Origin of the sequence: Halovenus anhuiensis (assembly GCF_037080055.1) — an archaeon.
Lineage (GTDB): Archaea > Halobacteriota > Halobacteria > Halobacteriales > Haloarculaceae > Halovenus.
In genome coordinates this window covers 321,579-343,249 of the sequence record NZ_JBAOJI010000003.1, presented here as the reverse complement: position 1 = coordinate 343,249, position 21,671 = coordinate 321,579, and the positions used below count along the sequence as shown (strand labels likewise).

Genomic DNA, 21,671 nt, shown 5'->3' with positions numbered 1-21,671 from the left:
GTCAGTAGATGAGTTTGGGGTCGTTCTCCACCATGTAGTAGGTTCGAGCGGCGATGTTGACCGCGTGATCGGCGACGCGCTCAATGTCACGGATCGTCATCAGGACGCGCGTCACATCGTCTAACAGTTGCTCGATCCGCCACGGGCCGTCGTCTTCGGCCTCACGTTCGATGAGATCACGGGTGACCCGCTCGCTGGCAGTCTGACAGAGTTCGTCGATCTGATCATCTCGTGCCACGACCTGCTGAGCGAGGTCGACATCCTCACTTTCGTACGCTGAGAGGCTCTGTTCGAGCATCGAAAGTGCGTCCTGCCCAATCTCGTCGACGGAGTCTTCGGGAACGAGTTCGTGTTTCGCTGCCAGCGCGTACTCCGAGAGATTCATCGCGAGATCACCGATCCGCTCGAGATCAGTGATGATCTTGAACGAAGCGGTGATGAACCGGAGATCACCGGCGAAGGCCTCCTGCTGGCTGAACAGGTGGACACACTGGTCTTCGAGCGAGAGATACGTCTCGTTCAGTTGGCCGTCACCTTCGATCACCGCCCTCGCGAGCCGTTTGTCTCCGGTCGCCAGACTTTCGAGTGCGCGTTCGAACTGATCGACGGTCTGTTCTCCCATCGAACAGACATCCGAGCGCAGTGCCGTCAGCGACTGTTGATATCCCTCTCCAGCCATCGAGATCACCCGAACTTGCCGGTGATGTAGTCCTCGACGCGCTGACTCTCTGGATCTTCGAACACCTGCTCGGTGTCGCCGTACTCGACGAGTTCGCCGCCAGTCAGGAAGACTGCCGTCTGGTCGGAGATCCGCGCGGCCTGCTGCATATTGTGGGTGACAATAACGACTGTATACTCCTCTGCGAGTTCCTCGATCAGATCCTCGATTTTCGAGGTTGCGATTGGATCCAGTGCAGAGGCTGGCTCGTCCATCAGGATAACCTCCGGGTCGACGGCCAGACAGCGGGCGATACAGAGCCGCTGTTGCTGGCCGCCCGAGAGGCCCAGTGCATTGTCTTCGAGGCGATCAGACACCTCGTCCCATAGCGCGGCATCACGGAGACAGTCCTCGACCAGTTCGTCTTCCTGTGCTTTCTCGTCGCGGCCGAGCAGTCGCGAGACGAGCCCGCGGTTCAGATCGCCGTGTTTTCGCGGACCATAGGCCACGTTCTCCCGGATCGATTTCGGGAAGGGGTTGGGGTGCTGGAACACCATCCCGACGCGTTTACGCAACTCGACGAGATTCGCGCCATCCGCATAGATGTTCTCGTCGTTGAACTCGACGGTGCCGTCGACTTCGGCCTCCTTGATCCGGTCGTTCATCCGGTTGAGGCAGCGAAGGAACGTCGATTTCCCACAGCCCGAGGGACCGATGAGTGCCGTGACGCTCTGTTCGGGAATGTCGATTGAGATGTCTTTCAGCGCGTGGTCGTCGCCGTACCAGACGTTGAGATCCTCGACCGAGAGGACCGGATCGCCGGCAAAGGAGTACTCGCGCCACTCCGCTTTCGTCCGTTCCTCGCTCTCTCCGGTTGTCGTCTGTTCCGGTGACGAGGGTTGTTCGGAGTCGATACTGTCTTCGGTCGTGGTACTGAGTGATTCTGTCATTGGTGGAGTTTGCTCCTGAAGTAGCGTCTGGTTGCGATGCTCATCGCGAAGAAGCCGAGGACGACACCGAGAAGGACCAGTGCCGTTGCCCAGCCGAACGACTCTTCCGCACCGACGCCGGCCGTGATGACTGCGAACAGTTGGTAGGGCAGCGCACTCGCTCGTTCGAGCAAGGCGGGGTTTGAGACGTGGATAAAGGGCGGCTGTGCCCCGATCCGAACGACGAAACTGGAGAGCACCTGTGGCCCGGAGTTCGGGAAGTTCGGCCCGTTGAGGACCAACAGGAGGGGTGCAGTTTCGCCCGCGATCCGGCCGACCCCGAGAATGACACCGGTGATGACACCGGGCATCGCGGCCGGGACGACCACGCTTCTGATCGTCTGCCACTTCGAGACGCCGAGTGCCGCGCTTGCGTCACGATACTCGTCGGGAACGCTTTTCATCGCCTCACGACTGGTGATGAGCACCAGCGGGAGCAACATGAATCCGAGGACGAGCTGCGAGGCGAGAACCGAGGGGCTCCCGCCCAGCCGCGGCACGAGGAAGGCGAGTCCGAACAGCCCGAAGACGATACTCGGCGTGCTCCAGAGCCCGTTGGTCGCAATGTCGACGGCCTGTGTGAACAGGCTATCTTCGGCGTATTCGGTCAGGAAGACAGCCGCGCCGAGCGCCATCGGCACTGCGAAGACCACAGCTCCGAGAACGATCCAAATCGTTCCGAACATCGCTGGCATCACCCCCTGCTGGATGCCCAGTCCCTGCGAGGGATTGGAGAGAAACGGCCAGTCGATGGTACCGTTACCGACGATGCCGACCTCGGCAGCCCCAATCGGATGGCCGGTAAGAAAGACGCGGAGACAGGCGACGGCGAAGACGACCAGTCCAAGCCGGCCGAGCCAGGAGACTGGGACCAGTGCGGTCTCACCGTCGGGTTCGTCTGTGGTGGGTCGAAGTGCCGCGAGCGCTAATCCGGCCATCCCGACTCCACCGAGGATTACTGTCACGGCCGCGACTCCGCCGACAGCGAGTTCGAGTCCGGCGACCAGTTCGACCACCGCGACAGCCATCACGACGAGCAACGCAACGCGAAACGCCCGTCTGATCTGTTGGCCGCGGCCAGTCGCCGGACTCCACCGACCCGACCCACGAGTGAGGCCGAGGAGGAGTCCGCCCGCAAGCAGACCCGGTACCGCACCGACGAGCGCCGTCGGTTCGACTGTCACGGCGTACCCCGAGACGGTGTAGTTCAGCCCGATCGTGCCCAGAAAGACCGCGCCGAGTATGCCAGTCACGACGGCCGTCGTCAGGCTAACGAAGGCGAGTATCTTGTCCGTCCCGTCAGCGTGCGCCGGGTTCACAGTCGTCCCTCGCAGCAAAGCGAACAGCGTCGTTCCGAGCACGACGACGACCGTTCCAGCACTCAGCGTGAGGTTCTCGACGACGACTCCGATCCCGCGCTGGAAGACGAACCCGACCAGAAAGACGAGCACCGAAAGCGTCAGCAACACGACCAGCGAGATGAGGACGAAGGCACCGTTCTGTCGCCCACGGGTTCCGAACCCCTCGTAGGCGGAGGCGCTCGCCCACCCTGTGAGGAGGCTCCCTGTCATTGTCAACAGCGGGACGACGAGTGTCCCTGGAATCATTGCGATGAAACCGTCGGGATTCCAGCGCCATTCCGGCGAGATGATCCCGGTAGCGAAGATGAGCCCGATCAGACAGACGAACGCCGCGGTCGGAATCGTCGCACCGAGATCTTCCCGGATCGCGAGTGTCAGATATCCTGTCGTAAGTCCGGCACCGACGGCGACCAGCCAGCCGAGAAGGCCGATTCCGAGTGTGTTGGCGAGCACCAGGCCGACGATCATCGTCCAGAGGACGGCGTGGAGGAGCCCGACCGCGAGTCCTGCTGATTGATCGGGTGTCGTGTTCGCGGCCCCCCAGGCGGAGAGGCCACCCAGCGCTGCCGTCGCGGTGCCGAGTCCGACGACAGCGACGCCGAAGTACGTGGCTGCGGTGACACCGCCGATCTGTTCGGCGAGGGGCACCCAGCCGAGTAACGTGGCCGCCGCGGCCACGAACGCGACGAACGATCCCACAATCACGCCGAGTGCAAACTGTTCGTAGGTCGTTCCACCGCCGTCAACCAGTTGTGTCTCGTACCGTTGGCTCATTGTCCGCCTCGCAGTTTGCGCTGCATCCGCCGTTGAATTAGTTGTGAGACGATCCCAAGTCCGGTGACGATCACCAGCAGGAGCACCCCGGCAGCGAACAGCGTGCTCAGAAACATCGATCCCGCGGGCGCGTTCCCGTATCCCGAGGCAATCAGCGTGGTCAGCGTCTCGGTGCTGTCGAAGAAGTCGTAGACGTTCGGCCCCGGCATTCGGCGGACGTGAGCGATCATCACGGTCGCGGCCATCGTCTCACCGATTGCCCGCCCGAGACCGAGCAGGACCGCCGCGGAGATACCCGAGAATGCCGTGGGGATCGAGACGCTTTTCATCGTCTGCCAGTCCGTCGCGCCCATCGCCACCGACCCGTCTTTCATCGATTCGGGGACGGCCGACAGCGCGTCTTCAGCCACCGAGATCACCGTCGGTAGGGCCATGAAGCCGATGACGAAACCGATCGATATCAGCGCGCCGCCGTAGTTGAGCCCGAATACGTTGCCGACGTAGTTGTTGATCAGGTTGAATCCGATGAATCCGTAGACGATCGAGGGGATCCCGGCCAGCAGTTCGACGGCCGGTTTCGTGATCTCACGGAGCCAGTCGGGCGCGATCTCGCTGATGAACAGCGCGCCAGCGATTCCGAACGGTCCCGCGACGAGCATCGCAAACGCCGTCGTTATCAACGTCCCGACGATCATCGGGACCAGCGAGTACTGTCCCTGTGCGACACCCCACTGGTTCGATCCGAACGGGGAGAGGACGTGTCCGACACCCATCTCCTGGAACGCCGGAACGGCTTCCATAAAGAGGAACACCGCGATCAACCCAAGCGTCGACAGCGTCAATACGGTCATCTGGAAGGTGAGAAGCTTGGCAGTCAATCCTTGTCTCGTGACCCACCCGATACCGGTAACGACCACGAACGCGTACAGAAAGGCCAGCGCCCAGTCAGACTGGAGCAGAAAGCTCCCGAACGCCAGCGTGATCAGCGAGATCTGTACCACCGACAGCGAGAGACTGCCGCGATCCATCTCCGTCACTGTTCGCACCACCGAGTCCTTCCGCTCCCGGATGTACGAGCCCGCGCGCGCGACCGAATGTTGTGTGTTGCTCATGTGTAGGTAAAAATGATCCCGCCTGCGTTCCGAAACGGCAGCGAGGGACCGGACGGACGCCTTAGGCCTGATCGGACAGTTTGCTGCGCTCTTCCTCGCGTCGCTCGGGCGGGAGCTTGAAGTAGTTGTTCGGCTCGACGAAGTTCTGCTGGCCGAACTCCGAGAGGATCATGTTGAGGAAGGCACTCTCCCGTTTGTCGGTGTCCTCCCAGGTGTAACAGTGCAGGTCTCGGCTCAGCGGGTAGCCCTTCGCGCCGAGGTTGGTTCCGTACTCGTAGAGTGTGCCGTCGAGTTCGAGACCGATCGGCGGCGTATCGCCGTCGGGTTCGACGAACGCCAGTGCGATGTAGGCGATGGCGTTGTCGTTGTTGCCGACGAGGCGTGCGACCTGCTGGTTCTGGCCCTGTCGTGTGTCCGGCGAAATCGGCTCGTCCGGGTCGCCGTAGAGATTTGAGCGGAACGCAGTGTCAGTACCGGAGTTCTCCGCACGGCCGATCGCGAAGATTTCCTTGTCGGGACCGCCGACTTCGCTCCAGTTGGTGATCTCTCCTTTGTAGATCGCTCGGAGTTCGTCACCGGTAACCTGTTCGACGCCTGCATCGGCGATTTCCCGACTCACGACGATTGGTTGGCCGTCGACAGCGACGACGTGGTCGACGATGTTGTCGAGATCATCGGAATCCGAACCGAGAATCGACTCTGCGGTCGAACTCGCATCCCCGATGTCGACACGCTCACTGATCACCGCCTCGACACCGGTACCGGAGTGGCTGAGTGCCACCTGCGTCTGGAAGGGCGGGACACTCCGTTCCTCGGTCGCCTCGAATCCGTAGAGTCCTCCCCAGTAGTCGGCGAGGTTCTGGCCCGTGTCGATATCGTATTGGCCCGGTCCCCAGTACTCTTTGTCGTCCGCCGGCGGATTACCGTTCCACAGTGAGGCCGCGTCGTTCGTGATCGGGTACACCGTCGAAGAGCCGTCAGCGGTCAGCGACTGCGGCCCACCGTCTGACTCGTCACCGCTCCCGAGGGTACAACCGGCCAGCGCCGTCGCGCCGATTGTGCTTCCGCCAATGAGGAATTTGCGTCGTGATACTCGCCCAGACAGACGCTCTGAGTCCTGCGTCATCACCTGCATCTACCGGAGTGCCTATAAAGACATTTTATAATATTGATATAAACTGCTCAGATTGGTACGGAGTTAACTGACCCGACCAGAGGCGTACCTCCGAGACAGATCGGACCGTTCGACTACATGCGGGCTAATCCAGATATTTGTGATATATATCACTCAATAGCAATCAGTTCGTAACGTAGTTTTCGTAAGTCGGATAGAGTGATACGCGTCTCGCTGTAGACTGTGTGTCTGGTATATATCCCACTGTGGTGTGCGTACACATCATATAATCACTAATACGGTAGGTCGTCGTTGGTTATATCAGCCGGGATGAAAGAACGCAAGATACAGCTCACAGGCGGGTCGACCTACACGGTTTCACTGCCGAAAGCGTGGGCAAACGACATCGACGTAGAGCCGGGAGATATCCTGCAGTTGTATCCGGATGGGTCGCAGATGGTCATCCAGCCGGCCCGCATAAGTGACGAACTGAAAGAGGCCACCGTCTCCGTCAAGGGGTACTCAGCGGTGAAGATTCGCCGAATCATCCTCGCGTTCTACACGAGCGGATTCGACAGCGTGACGTTCACTGACCCGACAGGGTTCGAAGACACCCGTCGTGTCGTCGCAGAGACGGCACGGAAACTGATCGGTCTGGAGATCATCAAATCGACAGAAACGCAGGTCACGGTCAAAAACCTGCTCAACTCGACGACCGTCTCCGTCGAGCAGTCGACGAAACAGATGCAACAGGTGGCGCTCTCGATGCACGAGGATGCGATCACGGCACTCACCGAGGGAGATACTGACCGTGCCGAACAGATTGCACAGCGAGACGACCAGATCGACAGACTGTACGCGATGGTGGTGCGTCACTTCCAGCGCGCGCTGGAGAATCCAGTCAACGCCGAGGAACTGGAACTCGAACAGTTGGCGCTGTCAGACTACCAGACGACAGCGAGACAGTTCGAGCGAATCGCCGACCACGCAGTCAAGATCGCAGATCTCGCGACACAGTTCGAGAACCCGCCGCCGACGGAGTTCGCCGATCGAATCGTGACCGCCGGGGCGACGGCCCGTGACATCGTCGAACAGTCCGCAACCACGATTATCGACGAAGGAGAGATTGAAACGGCTCACGAGGCACTGGACCGGCGAGACGAACTGATCGAGGATATCAACGCGATCGGACGAGAACTGCACGAGCGAGAAATCTCAGAGAGTCACCTGATCGCGCTCACTCTCGACAGCCTGACCCGGACCGCCGAGTACGGCGGAAATATCGCCGAAACGTCGCTCAACGCGGCGGCCCGTGACGCGAATCTGTAAGTCAGTTATCGGACCTGTCACCATCACAGACATCGAAGGGGGCATCTCTGTTATTGTCCGCAAAGATAATGAACAAATTCGGGAGAAGGCGGTCAGTATCGCCACGATTGCACGGTCGGGAGCGATCCGTTTCGGTACAACTAACACGGCGTCGGGAGAACAAGTGGCTAGGATGCGATTACACGAATATCAGGCGAAGGAGGTATTCGCCGATGCAGGAATTCCGACACCCGACGCAACGCTCGCGCGGACAGTAGACGAGGCCGTCGAGGCTGCCGGTGAGATCGGCTACCCCGTCGCCATCAAGGCACAAGTCCACGTGGGTGGGCGTGGCAAAGCCGGCGGGATCAAACTCGTCGAAGACGACGAGGAAGCCCGCGAGGCCGCCGACGAGATTCTGGGGATGGATCTCAAAGGCTACACGGTCGACCGCGTGCTGGTCGAGGAAGCAGTCGACTTCGTCAACGAACTGTACGTCGGCGTGACGATGGATCGCGGTGAGGGTCAGCCAGTCGCGATGGTCTCGACCCGCGGCGGTGTCAACATCGAGGAGGTCGCCGAGGAAGACCCCGACGCAATCGCCCGCGAACACATCGACCCCGCCTTCGGCTTGCACGAGTACGAAGCGCGAAAGGTGGTCTACGAGGCCGGCGTTGATCAGGACATCGCGATGGACGTTGCGAGTGTCCTCTCGACGCTGTACGACCTCTGGGAGGAGCGAGACGGCGCGGACGCCGAGATCAACCCACTGATGGTCACCGACGACAACGAAGTGATCGCCGCCGACGCGGTCTTCAACCTCGACGGCGACGCGCTGTTCCGCCAGCAGGATCTGGCCGAGATGGAAGACGAGGCCGCAGAAGACGACCTCGAAGCCAAAGCCAACGAGTACGGCTTCGATTACGTCCGTCTCTCGGGCAACGTCGGCATCATCGGCAACGGTGCGGGACTGGTGATGACGACGCTGGATCTCGTGGATTACTACGGCGGTACGCCCGCGAACTTCCTCGATATCGGTGGCGGTGCGAAAGCCGAGCGAGTCGCCAACGCCCTCGATATGGTCTTCTCTGACGAGAACGTCGACGCCGTCGTCTTCAATATCTTCGGCGGGATTACCCGCGGTGACGAGGTTGCCAACGGGATCAACCAGGCGCTCGAACAGTTCGACGACATTCCGAAACAGGTCATCGTCCGCCTCGCGGGGACGAACGCGGAGGAAGGCATGGAAATTCTCAACACAGATCTCGTTCAGGTCGAAGCGACACTCGAAGACGCCGTCCAGGCTGCCGTCGAGGCGGCCGAGGAGGTGGAACAATGAGCGTCCTCGTCGACGAGGACACCCGCGTCGTCGTGCAGGGAATCACCGGCGGCGAAGGGAAGTTCCACACCGAACAGATGATGGAGTACGGAACCAACGTCGTCGCCGGCGCGGTGCCCGGCCGCGGCGGACAGGAAGTCGCTGGCGTCCCAGTCTACGACACCGTCGCGGGAGCGGCCCGCGAAGAAGACGCCAACGCAGCCGTCGTCTTCGTCCCGCCGGCCTTCGCCGGTGACGCGCTGTTCGAGGCGCTGGACGCGCCGGTCGATCTGGTCGTCGCGATCACCGAGGGCATTCCGACCCAGGACATGAGCCGGGTCTACCGGCAGCTTCAGGACACCGACACGCACCTCGTCGGGCCGAACTGTCCGGGCCTCATCACGCCGGGAGTCGCCAAACTCGGCATCCTGCCGGGCAACATCTTCGAGGCCGGCAACGTCGGTCTCGTCTCCCGCTCGGGAACGCTCACCTACCAGGTCGTCGACAACCTCACCGAGCGCGGTCTCGGCCAGTCGACCGCAATCGGGATCGGCGGCGACCCGATCATCGGGACGGACTTCATCGGCGCGCTGGAACTGTTCGAGGACGACCCCGACACCGACGCCATCGTGATGTGCGGCGAAATCGGCGGCGAGGACGAGGAGGAAGCCGCTGCCTACATCGACGAACACGTCGACACGCCGGTTGTCGGCTTCATCGCCGGCCGAACGGCACCGCCGGGCAAACGAATGGGCCACGCCGGTGCAATCGTCTCCAGTTCCGGAACCGGAACGGCCGAGAGCAAGATCAACGCACTGGAGAGCGCTGGCGTCCCCGTCGGTGACACGCCAAACGAGGTCGCCGACCACGTCGAAGACCTCTTCTAGACCCTCGTCTCGTCTTCAGTTTCGTTTTTTGTCTCTGCTTCCCGGTAGGCCAACCGAGCAGCGACTGCTTGCATCCGCTCGGCGTGATCAAGAATCGTCCGGAAGTAGGGCAAGAGCCGGGTCCCCTCAGGGCCGGTGTCCGTCGCAGTCTCCTCGAATTGTGTCCGCGTCTCGGCGATCATCGTCCGGGCTGATTCGACATCGTCGTGGGTCGGTTCGACGACGACTGCGACCGTCGCCGTGACTGCTTCGTCGACAGCGTCGGCGAGGTCCACACGCTGCTGGCGGTCGAGTCCGGTCTGCTTGCCGGATTCGGCGAGTTGGCGGGAACTCCCGGCCATCATGACGAGGTCCGTCCCGACCGACCGGTAGCCGATCAGTGGGAAGCCGGTGTCGATGCCGACGGCATCGTTGAGCCGAGGGTTTCGGTAGGTCGTGAAGACAAGCCGAAGGAACAGACAGAACAGCCGCCAGAGCTGTTGTTCCTGTCGGTCTGGCAGTGTCTCTTGCTCACCCAGCGCCACCGACACCGCTGCCGCCCGGATCCCCGCCTCCGTCCTGGCCAGTCGTTCGAGCAGATTCCGAATATCGAACTCCTTCACTGCGACCGAACACCGAATGACGACCCGCTGCTGGGTCTGCTCGACGACGCCGAAGCCCATCAACTGCTGTTCGAGTTCGATGACGACGTTGAACTGCTCGTTCGAGAGTCCATCCGAACTCGTGACCGTTACCTGGTGTCGGCCGAGGATGTACTGGGTGAGCAACACCTGCCTGAACTGCTCGGGGCTGAACTCGTCGGCGTCGATTTCGACGCTCTGTTCGTTCTCGTGAGGATCGTTCGGGACGACCAGCAGCGACCCGCCGCTCTCGTCGCGCTGGACGACCACCTCGTCGCCTTTGCTCAGCCCCTGCTTTTCAACCCAGTCTACCGGCAAGGTGACTGCAAGCGTCGAGGAACCGACCTGCTGGAGTTTCCTGTTCGACCGAACTGGATTGCCACCTCTCATCGAACGTAATACCCGACCCGTCCCGTGTGCGCGCGACATTCGTTCGTCATTCGAGCTATCTACACGGTCGATTGCGTCGGGTGCTCAAAACAGTTATCCGAGCGCGAAAATGATACACATTTGCCCAACTTGTGTCGATTTTGTTGCCGTATTCAGCTGCATTGTCTCATCTATCGAGCTTGTTTGTATTAGGACCCTTGGACAGTATGGGCCGATACCCCCAACAACTGGGACACCTGTGTCTCCCGGATGCGGTATTACACATTCTAAGAAGCGCTTATTAGATACGAAAGGAGACAACATATGTCGGCAGTACACAAAACGTTTGACCAGTTACAAAGAGGATACCAATGGAAGACAATAGAAACGGTGAGGATATCTACGGCGACAAGCACAAGGAAGCAAACGAACCGATCTTCAGCGGCATTCCCTCCTTTCTGAAACTCCCGACGGCGACGACGGAGGAGGAACTAGAAGACAGCGACGCGGACATCGGCGTGCTCGGTGCGCCGCTGGACACGGCGACGACGATCCGTCCAGGAACGCGATACGGGCCACGAGCGGTGCGCGCCGCCTCGACGGTCCCGTCGCCGCCCTACCAGCATTTCAACATCGAAACCGGCGTCGATCCGTTCGATTCCTTCGGCGTCGTCGACACCGGCGACGCGACCATCTCGCCGGGCGATACTCGGCAGAGCCAACTCAACATCCAGGAGTCGGTACGGAACATCTCCGAGAAGGGGATGATGCCGCTCGTGATCGGTGGAGATCACTCGATCACCTACCCCGACATGAAAGGGTGGGCCGAGGCCAACGACTACGACAATGTCGGCCTGATTCACTTCGACTGTCACGCAGATACCGGCGACGACGGACTGACCGGTTTCGAGTACGACCACGGTGCGTGGGTAAAACGGGCCTACGACGACGGTCTCTTCGAGGGGGAGAACTACACGCTGATCGGCCCGCGCGGCTACTGGCCGGGCCCTGATGTCTACGAGGATATGCGGGATGCGGACATGAAGTGGTACACCTCCTTCGACGTGATGGACGGCGACCTGTCCTCGATTGCCCAGGACGCAGTCGATCGCGCGACTGACGGGACGGACGCTGTGTGGCTCTCCTTCGACGTCGACGTAATGGACCCGGCCTACTGCCCGGGGACGGGTGAACCGGAACCGGGCGGACTCATGCCCCGAGAAACCTTCGCGATGATCCGCCAAATTGTCAAGCAGATGGATATCGACAACTTCGGATTCGACGTCGTCGAGGTTGCACCGCAGTACGACGCCAGCGACACGAGTTCGTACAACGGCGGGATCACCTCTGGCTTCGCGAACCGCCTCTGCATCGAGGTGATGGAAGGACTCGCACTCTCCCATCGCGGCCTCGAAGAAGGGAACCCCATCCGACCGAAAGAGGAGCTCCAGAAGACGCCGGCCCCGAGCGACGACTGAGCTAACCGCTCTTTTGTTTTTACTGCCTGCCGAGCCAGACGATCAGCATGAGAACCCGTCTGTGGGAGATCTGTAACCGCTGCTAACCCGGGGCAGAACCCACAGCTATATCGTTTCAGTTCTCGGAACAGTAGACATGACAGTCGAGGTTACGGACACATTCGTCCGTCTCGTCGGGACATCTCCCGTCATCCAGGCGCTCGCGGGCGGGATTATCATCGCGACGATGAACCTGTTCGGTGCATCGCTCGTGCTCGTCTGGCGAAACCCCTCGGAGCGTGCGCTGGACGGGATGCTTGGATTCGCGGCCGGCGTCATGCTCGCAGCGGCCTTTACCAGCCTCATCATCCCCGGGATCGAAGAGTACTCGGGCGGCAATCCGATTCCGACACTGATCGGTGTCGGACTCGGTGCGCTGTTTCTGGATCGGGCGGACGTACTCGTCCCTCACGCCCACTATTTGCTGACTGGCAGTCGTCGGACGGATGCGGCGAATCCCGACGAAACGCTGCCAGTCACAGACGAGAGACTGGCTGGCGTCGTGCTGTTTATTCTGGCCATTACACTGCACAATATGCCCGAGGGGCTGGCCGTCGGTGTCGGATTCGGTGCCGCCGGGCGGGATCCGGCACAACTCGGCTCCGCACTCTCGCTGATGTTCGCGATCGGTCTGCAGAACATTCCCGAGGGATTGGCGGTCTCCGTAGCGGCGATCAACGCCGGTCTCGACCGTCGACTGTACGCCGCCGTCGCGGGGATTCGGGCGGGCGTCGTCGAGATTCCCCTGGCTGTTTTAGGAGCCATCGCGGTCGCGACAATCGAACCGATCTTGCCGTACGCGATGGGGTTCGCAGCGGGTGCGATGTTGTTCGTCATCTCTGACGAGATTATTCCTGAGACTCACAGGAGCGGCCACGAGCGGGTCGCGACGCTCGGACTCATGGCCGGTGTCATCATCATGTTGTATCTTGACATCGCGCTGGCCGGATGAAAACCGTCGTAAGCAACTCTCGCAAGGCCGACGCAGAAAAGGAACCGATCGGTTGGGGTTAGTCGTTCGCCTCGGCGAAGACGGTCGGCTGTTCGGCCGGAACGTCGCTGTCGGCTTTGGATTCGTAGGTAACCAGCGCAACGACGACGAACGTTCCGATGGCGAGCAGCGGACTAATGAACGTCGGGAAGCCGTCGAACGCCGGGGTGATCAGACTGTTCTCGATGTACAGCAGGTTGTTCGGGAGGCCGTAGGTGGTCGGCGAGAGGAAGAAAAACGCCAGTCGGGACGTGGCGCCCACGAGGATGGCAGAGATTGCGGCCTCTCGGGTGGACTTCGACCAGAACAGGCCGAACGCGAACGGCACTGCAACGCCTGCGAGGCTGAGATCGAACGCTAGGACGAGCAGCATGCCGGTCTGTGGGTCCCGGAGCGCGATCAGCGAGCCGAGGATCGCCATACCGACGGCCACGATCCGAGTCACCAGCAGGAGTTTGTCCTGCTTGACCGGGCCCTCGGTGTTCGATTCCGAGCGAATACCGACCACGTTGCGCGCGATGACCGACGACGTCGCGAGAATCGCGCCGTCACCGGTCGACAGCGAGGCACCGACGATGCCGACGATCACCAGAACGCCGAGCCAGGCCGGGAGTGCCTCCTGAATGAGCGCGTAGAGGACTGGTACACTGCCTGCTTCGGCACCGATACTGGCGAGGATATCCGTCGCACCGAGTGCGACAATCGAGAACGGAATGCCGATGATGAGCGTCCCGGCCGCAGCGGCGAAACAGGCCAACCGAGCGGTTTCGGGATCCTTGGCGGCGTAGAGCCGCTCGTTGAAATCCAGCGCGACGAGGTTACCGAACGCCAGCGCGGTGATCGTCGCGAGGTTGATCATCGCCCCCGAAGTGGGATCGGTGACGTTGGTCAACTGTCCAATGTTCGACGGCCCTGTCCCGGCCGGGATGGTGAACCCGAAGTTGATACCCACGTAGCCGAGCAAGACGACAGAGCCGAGCAGCGCGATCCCTGCCTGAATGACATCGGTGTACGCGACTGCGAACAGCCCGCCTGCGAGCGTGTACGCGAGGATGATGATTCCGATCAACAGGATGCCAATGGCGTAATTGACGCCCAGGAACGTCTCGAACAGAAAGCCCATCGCGACGAGGTTGCCAGCCAACAGAAGACCGAAACTCATCACCGTCACGACGGACGCGAGTACTTCGGTCGTCCGGCCGTACCGTTTGCGGAAGAAATCGGGCATGGTGATCAGCCGCATCTTGTTGAGGGGTTTCGCGAAAAAGAGCCCGCAGATAACCAGACAGGCGGCCAGCCCAATCGGCAGTGCGGCACCAGCCCAGAACCCGAACGCAGAAGTCAGATCGGTGTTCCCCAGCGTCGCGTTCGCGTCCAACGACTGCGCCATTAGCGTCGCTGCTGCGAGCGGCAAAATCAGCGTCCGACCCGCGACGATGTAATTGACGCTGTCGCCTTCGATCTGTTTGGCCGCCCACAACCCGACGATGATCGTGATACCGATAAAGAAGGCAACGCCGCCGACGATGGCAGTGTTACTCATCGGTTCCCTCCGCATACAATTGGACGAAGGTATCTTGCTTCCGATACGACATGGACAATCGTTTGGGTAACATCGCTATTAGGTTGAAATCTATACACCTAAAAAAGATTTTTCTACAAACAATATTGTCGTCAGTTAGGAGTGTTGTGCAATAGGAACAGTCCCTGTCACTGGTGACCCATGAATGAAATTAATATAGATTAAATTCTGTACCACAATCTTCACGGCTACGTTTCTATTGAGAACGAAACAATGGACGAGAAACTGGTTTTTCGGACGGTTCTTACTCATGTACAAAAAAAAGACGGTTGATCCTGGCTCCTCCTCGTACCTTCATAGTTAGGACTGTCTTGCGTTCGGCGGCCTAACTGGAGAGGGAACGACGACAGTATCGAGCCACCCGTAGGTAAGGTATGGAACACGTGACGGAACTCAAACGGCAGATCGACGCAGAGTTAGAGGCGCTCGGCTCCACGCTGGATGACTACGAGCAGACGTTAGCAGAGATCGACGGGACACTTTCAGAAAATACGCTAGACGAGACAGAATCCGTCAGGCGACGGACAGCGGCCGATGGGAAACACGCTGGCGCGGACTGAACTCAACTCTGCGGGGTCGGCATCGCCGTTTCGAGTTCGCTGTTCGCGAGGAACTGTTCGACGAATTGCTCGGTGTGGCTGTCCGTTTCGGAGACGTTCGAGAGGAGCACAGTCTCGCTCGGGAAGAGTTTCTCCCCGACGAGTAGTCCGTGTTCGCGGGCCGTCGAGCCAGTAACTGTGAGATAGACGCCGACTCCGCAATCCGCGATTGCGGCTTCTTCCTCCTCCCCCTCTTCGGGATAGGTAAATTCGATTCCCTCGACAGCATTCGAGCCGAGCGTCGCCTCCACTAGCCGTTCGTAGCGTGGAGAGACACAGAGGTTTCCCTCGTAGCCAGCAACGAACTCGCGGTCGAGTGGCTGATCGCGGGCCTCGAGCACCTCCGGTTTGGCGAGCAGGGTGTGATGGACCGTATCGCCGAGCCCCGTGACGAGTCGAACGTCCGTATCTGCCGGGCTGATCCGTTCGTTGACGGCTTGGAGACTGGTCAACGGGTCGTCTGCCAGCGAGACAATCTCTTCGAGAACGAGGTCGGCGCTGTCGAATCCCAGCGCGAACTCGTGTTTGCGCAGCGCACGAAGGGGTTCTTCCCGGCCGACCAACTGGAGTCGCTGCTCGCCGAACGGTACCGTGACGCTATCGAAGACGATCCGACGCGGCATGCCCTCGCGTGCGTCTCGAAAGAGCGTATACTCCGGCTGTTCCGGCGACGAGAGTTCGCTGTAGGACTGCAACCGGTCGTAGACGTGATCTGTATCCGACCGCTTCCCTTTCGTGATTGCCTTCTCGTAACGAAGTGTCGAGATAATCTCGTCAGCAGTCTCCTCGAATCCGCTCCGGGTGATCCGTTCGAGGACGGCCTCCAGCGGTCGCCCCTTCCGGGGCACTGCCACGCGTATCGGCTCCATTATATGCCGGCAGGTGACCCAGCCCCAAAACGAAACCGGTTCGACACAGGACCGACCCCCGGCTGCCAACGGACCTGACTGAATCGTGTGCTGGCTGTATTTTTAACAACAATCGAGAGTGATTGACAATATAGACATTTCGTTACCTGCTTATCAAATCTCATTAACATCGGAAGCAGATTTGCCGAGGAGTTAAGTCCCCAGAGAGAGTGGGTTCGGGAGAGATGATCCGATACATGCGGCAGTTCGAGGTGGGCATCGATGGATGAGGATGTGATCGACTCTGTACAGGGGGTGATCGACAACCACGACTTTCTCTCCTGGCTCGGTGTCGAGGTTGCGGAGTTCGAGGAAGGGCGGGCCGTGCTGTCGATGCCGCACAACCAGAAACTGACGAATATTGTCGAGGGATCACGGGGGACGATCCACGGCGGCGTAACTGCCTCGTTGGTCGATACAGCGAGCGGATTCGCGCTCCGAACGACCTTCGCAGACCCTACTGCGCCGGCGCTGACGACCACAGATCTGGACGTGACCTATCTCCGCCCGGCCCGCAGCGACCTCACCGTCGAGGCCGAAGTTGTCCGCGCGGGCGAGTCAATGGGATACACTGACGTAACTGTCTACGGAGAAGCGCCGAGCGGCGAACAGAAGGCGGTCGTCAAAGGATCGGCGAGCTATCGGCTGTTTAGAGAATCGAGATAAGCGACGAACGGGAGTGACCCGTTATTCGCCAGTCGTCGCCGAGAGATCTTCGAGAATCTCGGGATCGGTTCTGAACTTGAGGACGTTGTGGACGACCGAATTGCGGATGTTGTGGATGACTTCGCCGTGATTTTTGTAGAAGTCGTGGATCCACTTCGACTCCGCTTCGCGGTCCGGGAACATCATGACCGACTTCCACTGATACTCCCCGTCCGAGAGGAAGTAGAAGATCGTGTGCTCGTCGTCTCGAATATCTTCCATCGCCTCCCGCCAGCCCTCCTCGAAGGTCGTCGGATCGAGTTTGAACTCGAACAACCCGAAGATGAAATACTCCTCGTTGGGGATGATCGCTTCCCGGAAGACGCCCTGTTCGCGCATCCCGCGGATCGATTCACTGACAGTGACGTGCGAGACGTCGATTCCGTGGTCTTCTTCCAGGATACGTGCCAGATCCCGCGAGGAGAGCTGTGGATCGCGTGACAGCTCCCGCAGGATCAGGATATCCCGCTCTTTGAAGTCCCAATCGGGGGCATCATCGTCGTTCATGATTTGTCCATCACAGTCATCTTACCCAAGCGTTTCGGTCAGGAACTGTTCGAGATGGTCGACGTACTCTTCTGGGCGGTCGGCCGGAACCCAGTGGTAGGCCTCCAGTTCGACCATCTCGCCGCCGAGATCCTCGACCAGCCGTTCGCCGTACTCGATCGGCTGGAAGCTATCTCCAGCGCCCCACAGACAGAGCAGTTCGGTATCGATCTCGTCGTAATCGAGTTCCGTCGTGTGGTTGGTGTTCGTCGAGACGGCACAGCGGGACAGCGAGGTCACGCCCTCCTCGCTCAGCCACGGCGCGACCATCCCCTCGACGAACTCGGGGTCGGCCTCGTCGGCGTAGACGCCGGCCTCGAAGGCACCGCCGACCTGCTGTTCGATCTGTTCGACGGGTGCGTCTGCGGTCTCCGGCAGGCCGAGGTCGCTGATGAACTCGACAGGCCAGGAATCGTAGCAGACAGCGTTGGACATGACCAGCCCCGCGACACGGTCGGAGTTGTGCGCGGCGTAGCGAAGCGCCACGCCGCCGCCGATATCGTGGGCCGCGAGGACGACTTCGCCGTCGACGAGTTCGTCGATCAGTTGTTCAAGCATCTGCTCCTGTGCGCGGATCGACCGGTCGAAGCCGTCCTCCATCGAGGAGTTGCCGTAGCCGACCAGATCCGGCACAATCACGCGGCGGTCGGAGGCAATCTCCGGCGCAATCGACCGCCAGAGATACGACCACGTCGGAATGCCATGGACGAAGATGACCGGCGGCTCTTCGCCGCCCTCGAACTCGCGGTAAGCGGCGGTGAGGTCGTGTCCGTCGACGGTCACTGACAGCTCATCCTGCCCGTCCGACCACTGTTCGTGATCCATCGTTAGATAATCTGGTCAGAGATGATGTTTTTCTGAATCTCGCTGGTCCCCTCGTAAATCTTGGTGATCCGGGCGTCCCGGTAGTAGCGTTCGACGGGATGATCGGAGACGTAGCCGGCACCACCGTGGACCTGGATGGCCTCGTCGGCGATGTCGACTGCGTTCTCACTGGCGAATAGCTTCGCCATGCTGGCGAACTTCGTCGCGGTCTGCTCGTTGCCGGCCTCGACCTGAGAGGCGGCGCGGTAGGTGAGCGACCGGGCAGCCTCGTTCGTTGCTGCCATGTCGGCGAGTTTGTGTCGGATCGCCTGATACTCGCTGATCTTCTGACCGCCCTGCTCGCGCTCTTTGGCGTAGTCGAGCGCGGCGTCGATAGCGGCCTGAGCGCAGCCGACAGCCTGTGCGGCGACGCTGGTTCGGCCGGAGGCGAAGAAGTCCATCAGCTGGTAGAATCCTTTGCCTTCCTCGCCGATGATGTGTTCTTCGGAGACGCGAACGTCGTTGAGGATGACCTCTGCGAGATCGGAGGCACGGATCCCGAGCTTGTTGTCGATTTTGTCGGTCTGGACGCCGTCTTTGTCCATCTCGACCAGGAACGCGGTGATGCCCTTGTGGCCCGCACCGGGGTCGGTTTTCGTCATGCAGACACCGACATCGGCGACGGTACCGTTGGTGATCCACATCTTGTTCCCGTCGATGACGTACTCGTCACCGTCCTTCTCCGCGGTCGTCTCGATACCAGCGACGTTCGAGCCGTGTGCTGGCTCGGAGATCATCGAACAGGAGGCCGTCTCTCCGCCCGCGATCTTCGGCAGCCACTCCTCTTTCATCCACTCTTTGCCGTACTTCGCGATCATGCTGGAACCGAACCCAGCACTGCCGACCGCGCTTCCGATACCCGGATCGGCTCGCCACAGCTCTTCTGTGACGATAGACGACGCAAGTGTATTCATGCCTGCTCCGCCGTACTCCGTCGGAATGTTCGGGGCGACAAAGTCGTTCTCCGCGGCCTTCTCTCTGATCTCGATGGGGTAGGTGTGGTTCTCGTCGTACTCACGGGCGACGGGCTTGATCTCTTCTTCGCCAAACTCTCGCACCGCCTTTCGAATCATTCGGTGCTCGTCGGACAGTTCAAACGACATATTCAACCCTTACACTTCCATTGTAAAATAAATTCTGGACCAGTTTTCATCCGTTAACAGATAATTGTCACTTGGGGGGATCCCGTTACTGTGGGAGTGTACCACATCACACGGGCGACGGAACGCCGGAGAGCGTCCGGAATCGAGTGTCTAAGGTGCTATCGAGTTCGATTTCGGCATGAGTGTGCGACGAGCGGCGATTCTGAACGCTTATATTCGTCGTGGAACTACAGAGGGAGGAATGGAATCCCCTCGTACCTCCTCACACTCACAGTCAGCCGTCCATCGGATCGAAATCGAGGTCGACTGGCCGCCGGGTCACGTCGCCGCCTACCTGATCGATGGATCGGAGCCGATTCTGGTCGACGCAGGTATGGACGGAGCGGCCGAGGAGTTCGAGGCCGGCCTGGCCGAGGCCGACTGTGCGCTGTCGGACATCGAACACCTCGTGGTGACTCATCCCCACGTCGATCACATCGGGCAGGTTTCTGCCATCCAAGAGGCAGGGTCACCGACCGTGTACGCGCCCGCCGGCGCACGCGACAGACTCAACCGGGATCCGGACGACCTCGGAGCGACGATCAGACGCCACGCCAAGCGCGCAGGGATCCGCGGCGACATACTCGATACGGTCGTCGAGCAGTCGGTCAATTCGCTGGAACGGAACCGGACGCTGCTCGACCCCGACACCGTCGACGTGTGGATCGAAGACGACGACGAGGTTTCGGTCGGCGAGTACGACTTCCACGCCATCCACACGCCGGGCCATCAGGCCGATCATCTCTGCTACGATGTCGAACTCGACGGCCAACAGACGCTCTTTTCGGGAGATATCCTGCTCGAACCGTTCCGCTCGGTCATTATCCATACCGGCCTCGACGACGGCGTCGAAGATGCTGTACCGGCCTTTTTCGGCGCGCTCGACCGACTTGACGAACTCGGACCCCGGCACGTCCTGCCCGGTCACGGGCCCGAACACGACCGGCTTCAAGACATTGCCGACCGCTCCCGCGAGAATATCGAGCAGATGCTGGCCGACGCGAAGGATGTCGTCGCTGACGGCGAGATAACGGTGCTGGATCTCGCTCAGCGACGCGCTGGCGACCGAGATTTCCACTACGTCCTTCCGGAGGTCTACAGCGCACTCGCACACCTCGAAGCGAATGGCGAAATCGAGTCCCGAATCGAAGACGACGTTAGGTACTACTACGTCGACTGAACAGGACGACGAAGACCAGAACGACGACCGGGAACCCCAGAGCGAGCACGGACGGAAGACGGCTCCGGTTCTCTTCTCGTCGGTCGGAGATATCTTGACCCAACCCTTCGCTCATCTTCGATACGGACCGTCGACTTCGAGACGGTTCTCCATAGGCGTCGAAAAGGTGATCCAGACTAGCTCTGGCAGCCCCTCAAATGCCGCCTGACGTTAGAGGTTCGACCCCACGGTAGCAGTTACTTAGTCGTTGCAGCCAGCAGCAACCGAGCCGGTCTCACAGATCTCGGGCGACTCGTAGTTCAGTGTCGGTGATCGTCGCGACGCTGTCGGCCGGGACCTCGATATCGTCCTCGCCGGCGTCGCCGAATCCGAGCCCCTGAATAACCGAGTTGGCAACGCTCGGATCCGGATCGACGAACGCGACCTGCTCGTGAGGATCGACGTCCGTCACGACGCCAATCTCCTCGCCCTCGATATCGATGAGTACTTTCCCTTCGTCCTGTGTTGACAGAACTGTCATACGGCCGTCTTGTCCGCGCTTCCATAAAAACCCCCTCGCACTGTCTCTCGGTACACTCTTGGGACTGGTGGGTGAACGGCCGGATATGCTCGTTGAGATCCGTGATCTCGGTCCGGTCGTGCTCGTTCCTGCCGCGTGGCTCGCCGCGGCCGCGAGTATTCGCGGGCACCTGGGATCCGAGGGGATGCTCATCGCCCACGGCGTGATGGCGGTGTTCATCGCATTCTTTGCCGTGACGGGGTGGACCGCGATGTCCGAAGGTGCGTTCCGGGCGTGGCGGCTCGTGATGGTCGTCGGGTTGCCGGTGACACTGGCCGGGCTAGCCGGATTCTTCCTCCCGTCGACGGAGCGACTGCTGTTCAGCGTGAGTCTGGTCGGCTGGATGATCCTACCGGCCGCCGGGTTGGCCTATACGGGCCGTGAGCTCCCCGACGCGCGCACGCTCTATTTCTCAACGGCAGCGCTCTCGGCAGTCGGCGCTGCCGTCGGCGCAGGTGGCATACTCACCGAAGCCGAGACGACACTGCTCGTTGGCATCGTTCTCGTGGGTGTCGGCCAGACAGTCGGAATCGCTGACGCGTCCTATCGGGACCGCGCGGGCGTCTGA

General features: G+C 60.6%; 20 protein-coding genes and 1 pseudogene. 9 read left to right on the top strand and 12 right to left on the bottom strand.

Annotated elements, in window-relative coordinates; translation table 11 throughout:
• Position 1 precedes the first annotated feature (1 nt).
• From phoU to V8P86_RS10550, 5 genes and pseudogenes are all read right to left on the bottom strand, one after another.
• The gene (gene phoU / locus V8P86_RS10570) at positions 2 to 679 is read right to left on the bottom strand and encodes a phosphate signaling complex protein PhoU (RefSeq protein WP_336327229.1); all 678 of its coding nucleotides are present in this window, start codon (positions 677 to 679) and stop codon (positions 2 to 4) included.
• 5 nt (positions 680 to 684) lie between these two features.
• On the bottom strand, positions 685 to 1,608 hold the full coding sequence (gene pstB, locus V8P86_RS10565; protein ID WP_336327228.1) for a phosphate ABC transporter ATP-binding protein PstB: 924 nt from the start codon (positions 1,606 to 1,608) through the stop codon (positions 685 to 687).
• A pseudogene (pstA, locus tag V8P86_RS18925) lies at positions 1,605 to 2,495 on the bottom strand (phosphate ABC transporter permease PstA); the annotation flags it as partial. The pseudogene pstA and the gene pstB, both read right to left, overlap by 4 nt.
• Positions 2,496 to 3,778: 1,283 nt before the next feature.
• Positions 3,779 to 4,894, bottom strand: coding sequence for a phosphate ABC transporter permease subunit PstC (pstC, locus tag V8P86_RS10555; RefSeq protein WP_336327226.1), 1,116 nt, complete (start codon positions 4,892 to 4,894; stop codon positions 3,779 to 3,781).
• Positions 4,895 to 4,955: 61 nt separating this feature from the next.
• Positions 4,956 to 6,020 carry a PstS family phosphate ABC transporter substrate-binding protein gene (locus V8P86_RS10550; RefSeq protein ID WP_336327225.1) on the bottom strand — a complete coding sequence of 355 codons (1,065 nt, stop codon included), beginning with the start codon at positions 6,018 to 6,020 and terminating at the stop codon, positions 4,956 to 4,958.
• 318 nt (positions 6,021 to 6,338) lie between these two features.
• Here V8P86_RS10550 and V8P86_RS10545 point away from each other — a divergent pair, with 318 nt between their 5' ends.
• The 3 genes from V8P86_RS10545 to sucD all read left to right on the top strand — a co-directional run bounded on the left by V8P86_RS10545 (position 6,339) and on the right by sucD (position 9,521).
• A complete protein-coding gene (locus V8P86_RS10545) occupies positions 6,339 to 7,337 on the top strand; it encodes a PhoU domain-containing protein (RefSeq protein ID WP_336327224.1) in 999 nt (332 codons plus the stop codon).
• Between the two features lie 172 nt (positions 7,338 to 7,509).
• On the top strand, positions 7,510 to 8,655 hold the full coding sequence (gene sucC / locus V8P86_RS10540) for an ADP-forming succinate--CoA ligase subunit beta (RefSeq protein ID WP_336327223.1): 1,146 nt from the start codon (positions 7,510 to 7,512) through the stop codon (positions 8,653 to 8,655).
• Positions 8,652 to 9,521 (top strand): succinate--CoA ligase subunit alpha, encoded by an 870-nt coding sequence (sucD, locus tag V8P86_RS10535; RefSeq protein WP_336327222.1) that lies wholly within the window; start codon positions 8,652 to 8,654, stop codon positions 9,519 to 9,521. The genes sucC and sucD overlap by 4 nt, the downstream gene beginning before the upstream one ends.
• On the opposite strand, the gene V8P86_RS10530 is transcribed toward sucD, so the two are convergent.
• Positions 9,518 to 10,531 carry an AbrB/MazE/SpoVT family DNA-binding domain-containing protein gene (locus V8P86_RS10530; RefSeq protein ID WP_336327221.1) on the bottom strand — a complete coding sequence of 338 codons (1,014 nt, stop codon included), beginning with the start codon at positions 10,529 to 10,531 and terminating at the stop codon, positions 9,518 to 9,520. The two genes, sucD and V8P86_RS10530, sit on opposite strands and share 4 nt — an antisense overlap.
• Positions 10,532 to 10,881: 350 nt before the next feature.
• Between V8P86_RS10530 and V8P86_RS10525 the strand changes: the two genes are divergently transcribed.
• Together V8P86_RS10525 and V8P86_RS10520 are read left to right on the top strand one after the other, a co-directional pair.
• On the top strand, positions 10,882 to 11,988 hold the full coding sequence (locus V8P86_RS10525; RefSeq protein ID WP_336327220.1) for an agmatinase family protein: 1,107 nt from the start codon (positions 10,882 to 10,884) through the stop codon (positions 11,986 to 11,988).
• Positions 11,989 to 12,124: 136 nt separating this feature from the next.
• The gene (locus V8P86_RS10520; RefSeq protein ID WP_336327219.1) at positions 12,125 to 12,979 is read left to right on the top strand and encodes a ZIP family metal transporter; all 855 of its coding nucleotides are present in this window, start codon (positions 12,125 to 12,127) and stop codon (positions 12,977 to 12,979) included.
• A 58-nt stretch (positions 12,980 to 13,037) separates the two neighbouring features.
• Here V8P86_RS10520 and V8P86_RS10515 read toward each other — a convergent pair whose 3' ends face one another.
• Entirely contained in the window at positions 13,038 to 14,561 is a 1,524-nt protein-coding gene (locus tag V8P86_RS10515) for a high affinity choline transporter 1 (protein ID WP_336327218.1), read from the bottom strand.
• 413 nt (positions 14,562 to 14,974) lie between these two features.
• Here V8P86_RS10515 and V8P86_RS10510 point away from each other — a divergent pair, with 413 nt between their 5' ends.
• A complete protein-coding gene (locus tag V8P86_RS10510; protein ID WP_336327217.1) occupies positions 14,975 to 15,160 on the top strand; it encodes a hypothetical protein in 186 nt (61 codons plus the stop codon).
• Positions 15,161 to 15,162: 2 nt separating this feature from the next.
• On the opposite strand, the gene V8P86_RS10505 is transcribed toward V8P86_RS10510, so the two are convergent.
• Positions 15,163 to 16,068, bottom strand: a complete 906-nt coding sequence (locus V8P86_RS10505) for a phosphoribosyltransferase HisG-related protein (protein ID WP_336327216.1) — start codon at positions 16,066 to 16,068, stop codon at positions 15,163 to 15,165.
• A 261-nt stretch (positions 16,069 to 16,329) separates the two neighbouring features.
• Here V8P86_RS10505 and V8P86_RS10500 point away from each other — a divergent pair, with 261 nt between their 5' ends.
• Positions 16,330 to 16,773, top strand: coding sequence for a PaaI family thioesterase (locus V8P86_RS10500; protein WP_336327215.1), 444 nt, complete (start codon positions 16,330 to 16,332; stop codon positions 16,771 to 16,773).
• A gap of 21 nt (positions 16,774 to 16,794) precedes the next feature.
• On the opposite strand, the gene V8P86_RS10495 is transcribed toward V8P86_RS10500, so the two are convergent.
• The 3 genes from V8P86_RS10495 to V8P86_RS10485 are packed head-to-tail and all read right to left on the bottom strand — an operon-like array spanning position 16,795 to position 19,325.
• The gene (locus tag V8P86_RS10495) at positions 16,795 to 17,319 is read right to left on the bottom strand and encodes an Lrp/AsnC family transcriptional regulator (protein WP_336327214.1); all 525 of its coding nucleotides are present in this window, start codon (positions 17,317 to 17,319) and stop codon (positions 16,795 to 16,797) included.
• Between the two features lie 21 nt (positions 17,320 to 17,340).
• Positions 17,341 to 18,183: an alpha/beta fold hydrolase gene (locus V8P86_RS10490; protein ID WP_336327213.1), complete on the bottom strand. Its 843-nt coding sequence runs from the start codon at positions 18,181 to 18,183 to the stop codon at positions 17,341 to 17,343.
• 2 nt (positions 18,184 to 18,185) lie between these two features.
• Positions 18,186 to 19,325 carry an acyl-CoA dehydrogenase family protein gene (locus V8P86_RS10485; protein ID WP_336327212.1) on the bottom strand — a complete coding sequence of 380 codons (1,140 nt, stop codon included), beginning with the start codon at positions 19,323 to 19,325 and terminating at the stop codon, positions 18,186 to 18,188.
• A gap of 241 nt (positions 19,326 to 19,566) precedes the next feature.
• Between V8P86_RS10485 and V8P86_RS10480 the strand changes: the two genes are divergently transcribed.
• Entirely contained in the window at positions 19,567 to 20,544 is a 978-nt protein-coding gene (locus V8P86_RS10480; protein WP_336327211.1) for an MBL fold metallo-hydrolase, read from the top strand.
• A gap of 274 nt (positions 20,545 to 20,818) precedes the next feature.
• On the opposite strand, the gene V8P86_RS10475 is transcribed toward V8P86_RS10480, so the two are convergent.
• Positions 20,819 to 21,064 (bottom strand): DUF8593 domain-containing protein, encoded by a 246-nt coding sequence (locus V8P86_RS10475; RefSeq protein ID WP_336327210.1) that lies wholly within the window; start codon positions 21,062 to 21,064, stop codon positions 20,819 to 20,821.
• A gap of 85 nt (positions 21,065 to 21,149) precedes the next feature.
• Here V8P86_RS10475 and V8P86_RS10470 point away from each other — a divergent pair, with 85 nt between their 5' ends.
• A complete protein-coding gene (locus tag V8P86_RS10470) occupies positions 21,150 to 21,671 on the top strand; it encodes a hypothetical protein (RefSeq protein WP_336327209.1) in 522 nt (173 codons plus the stop codon).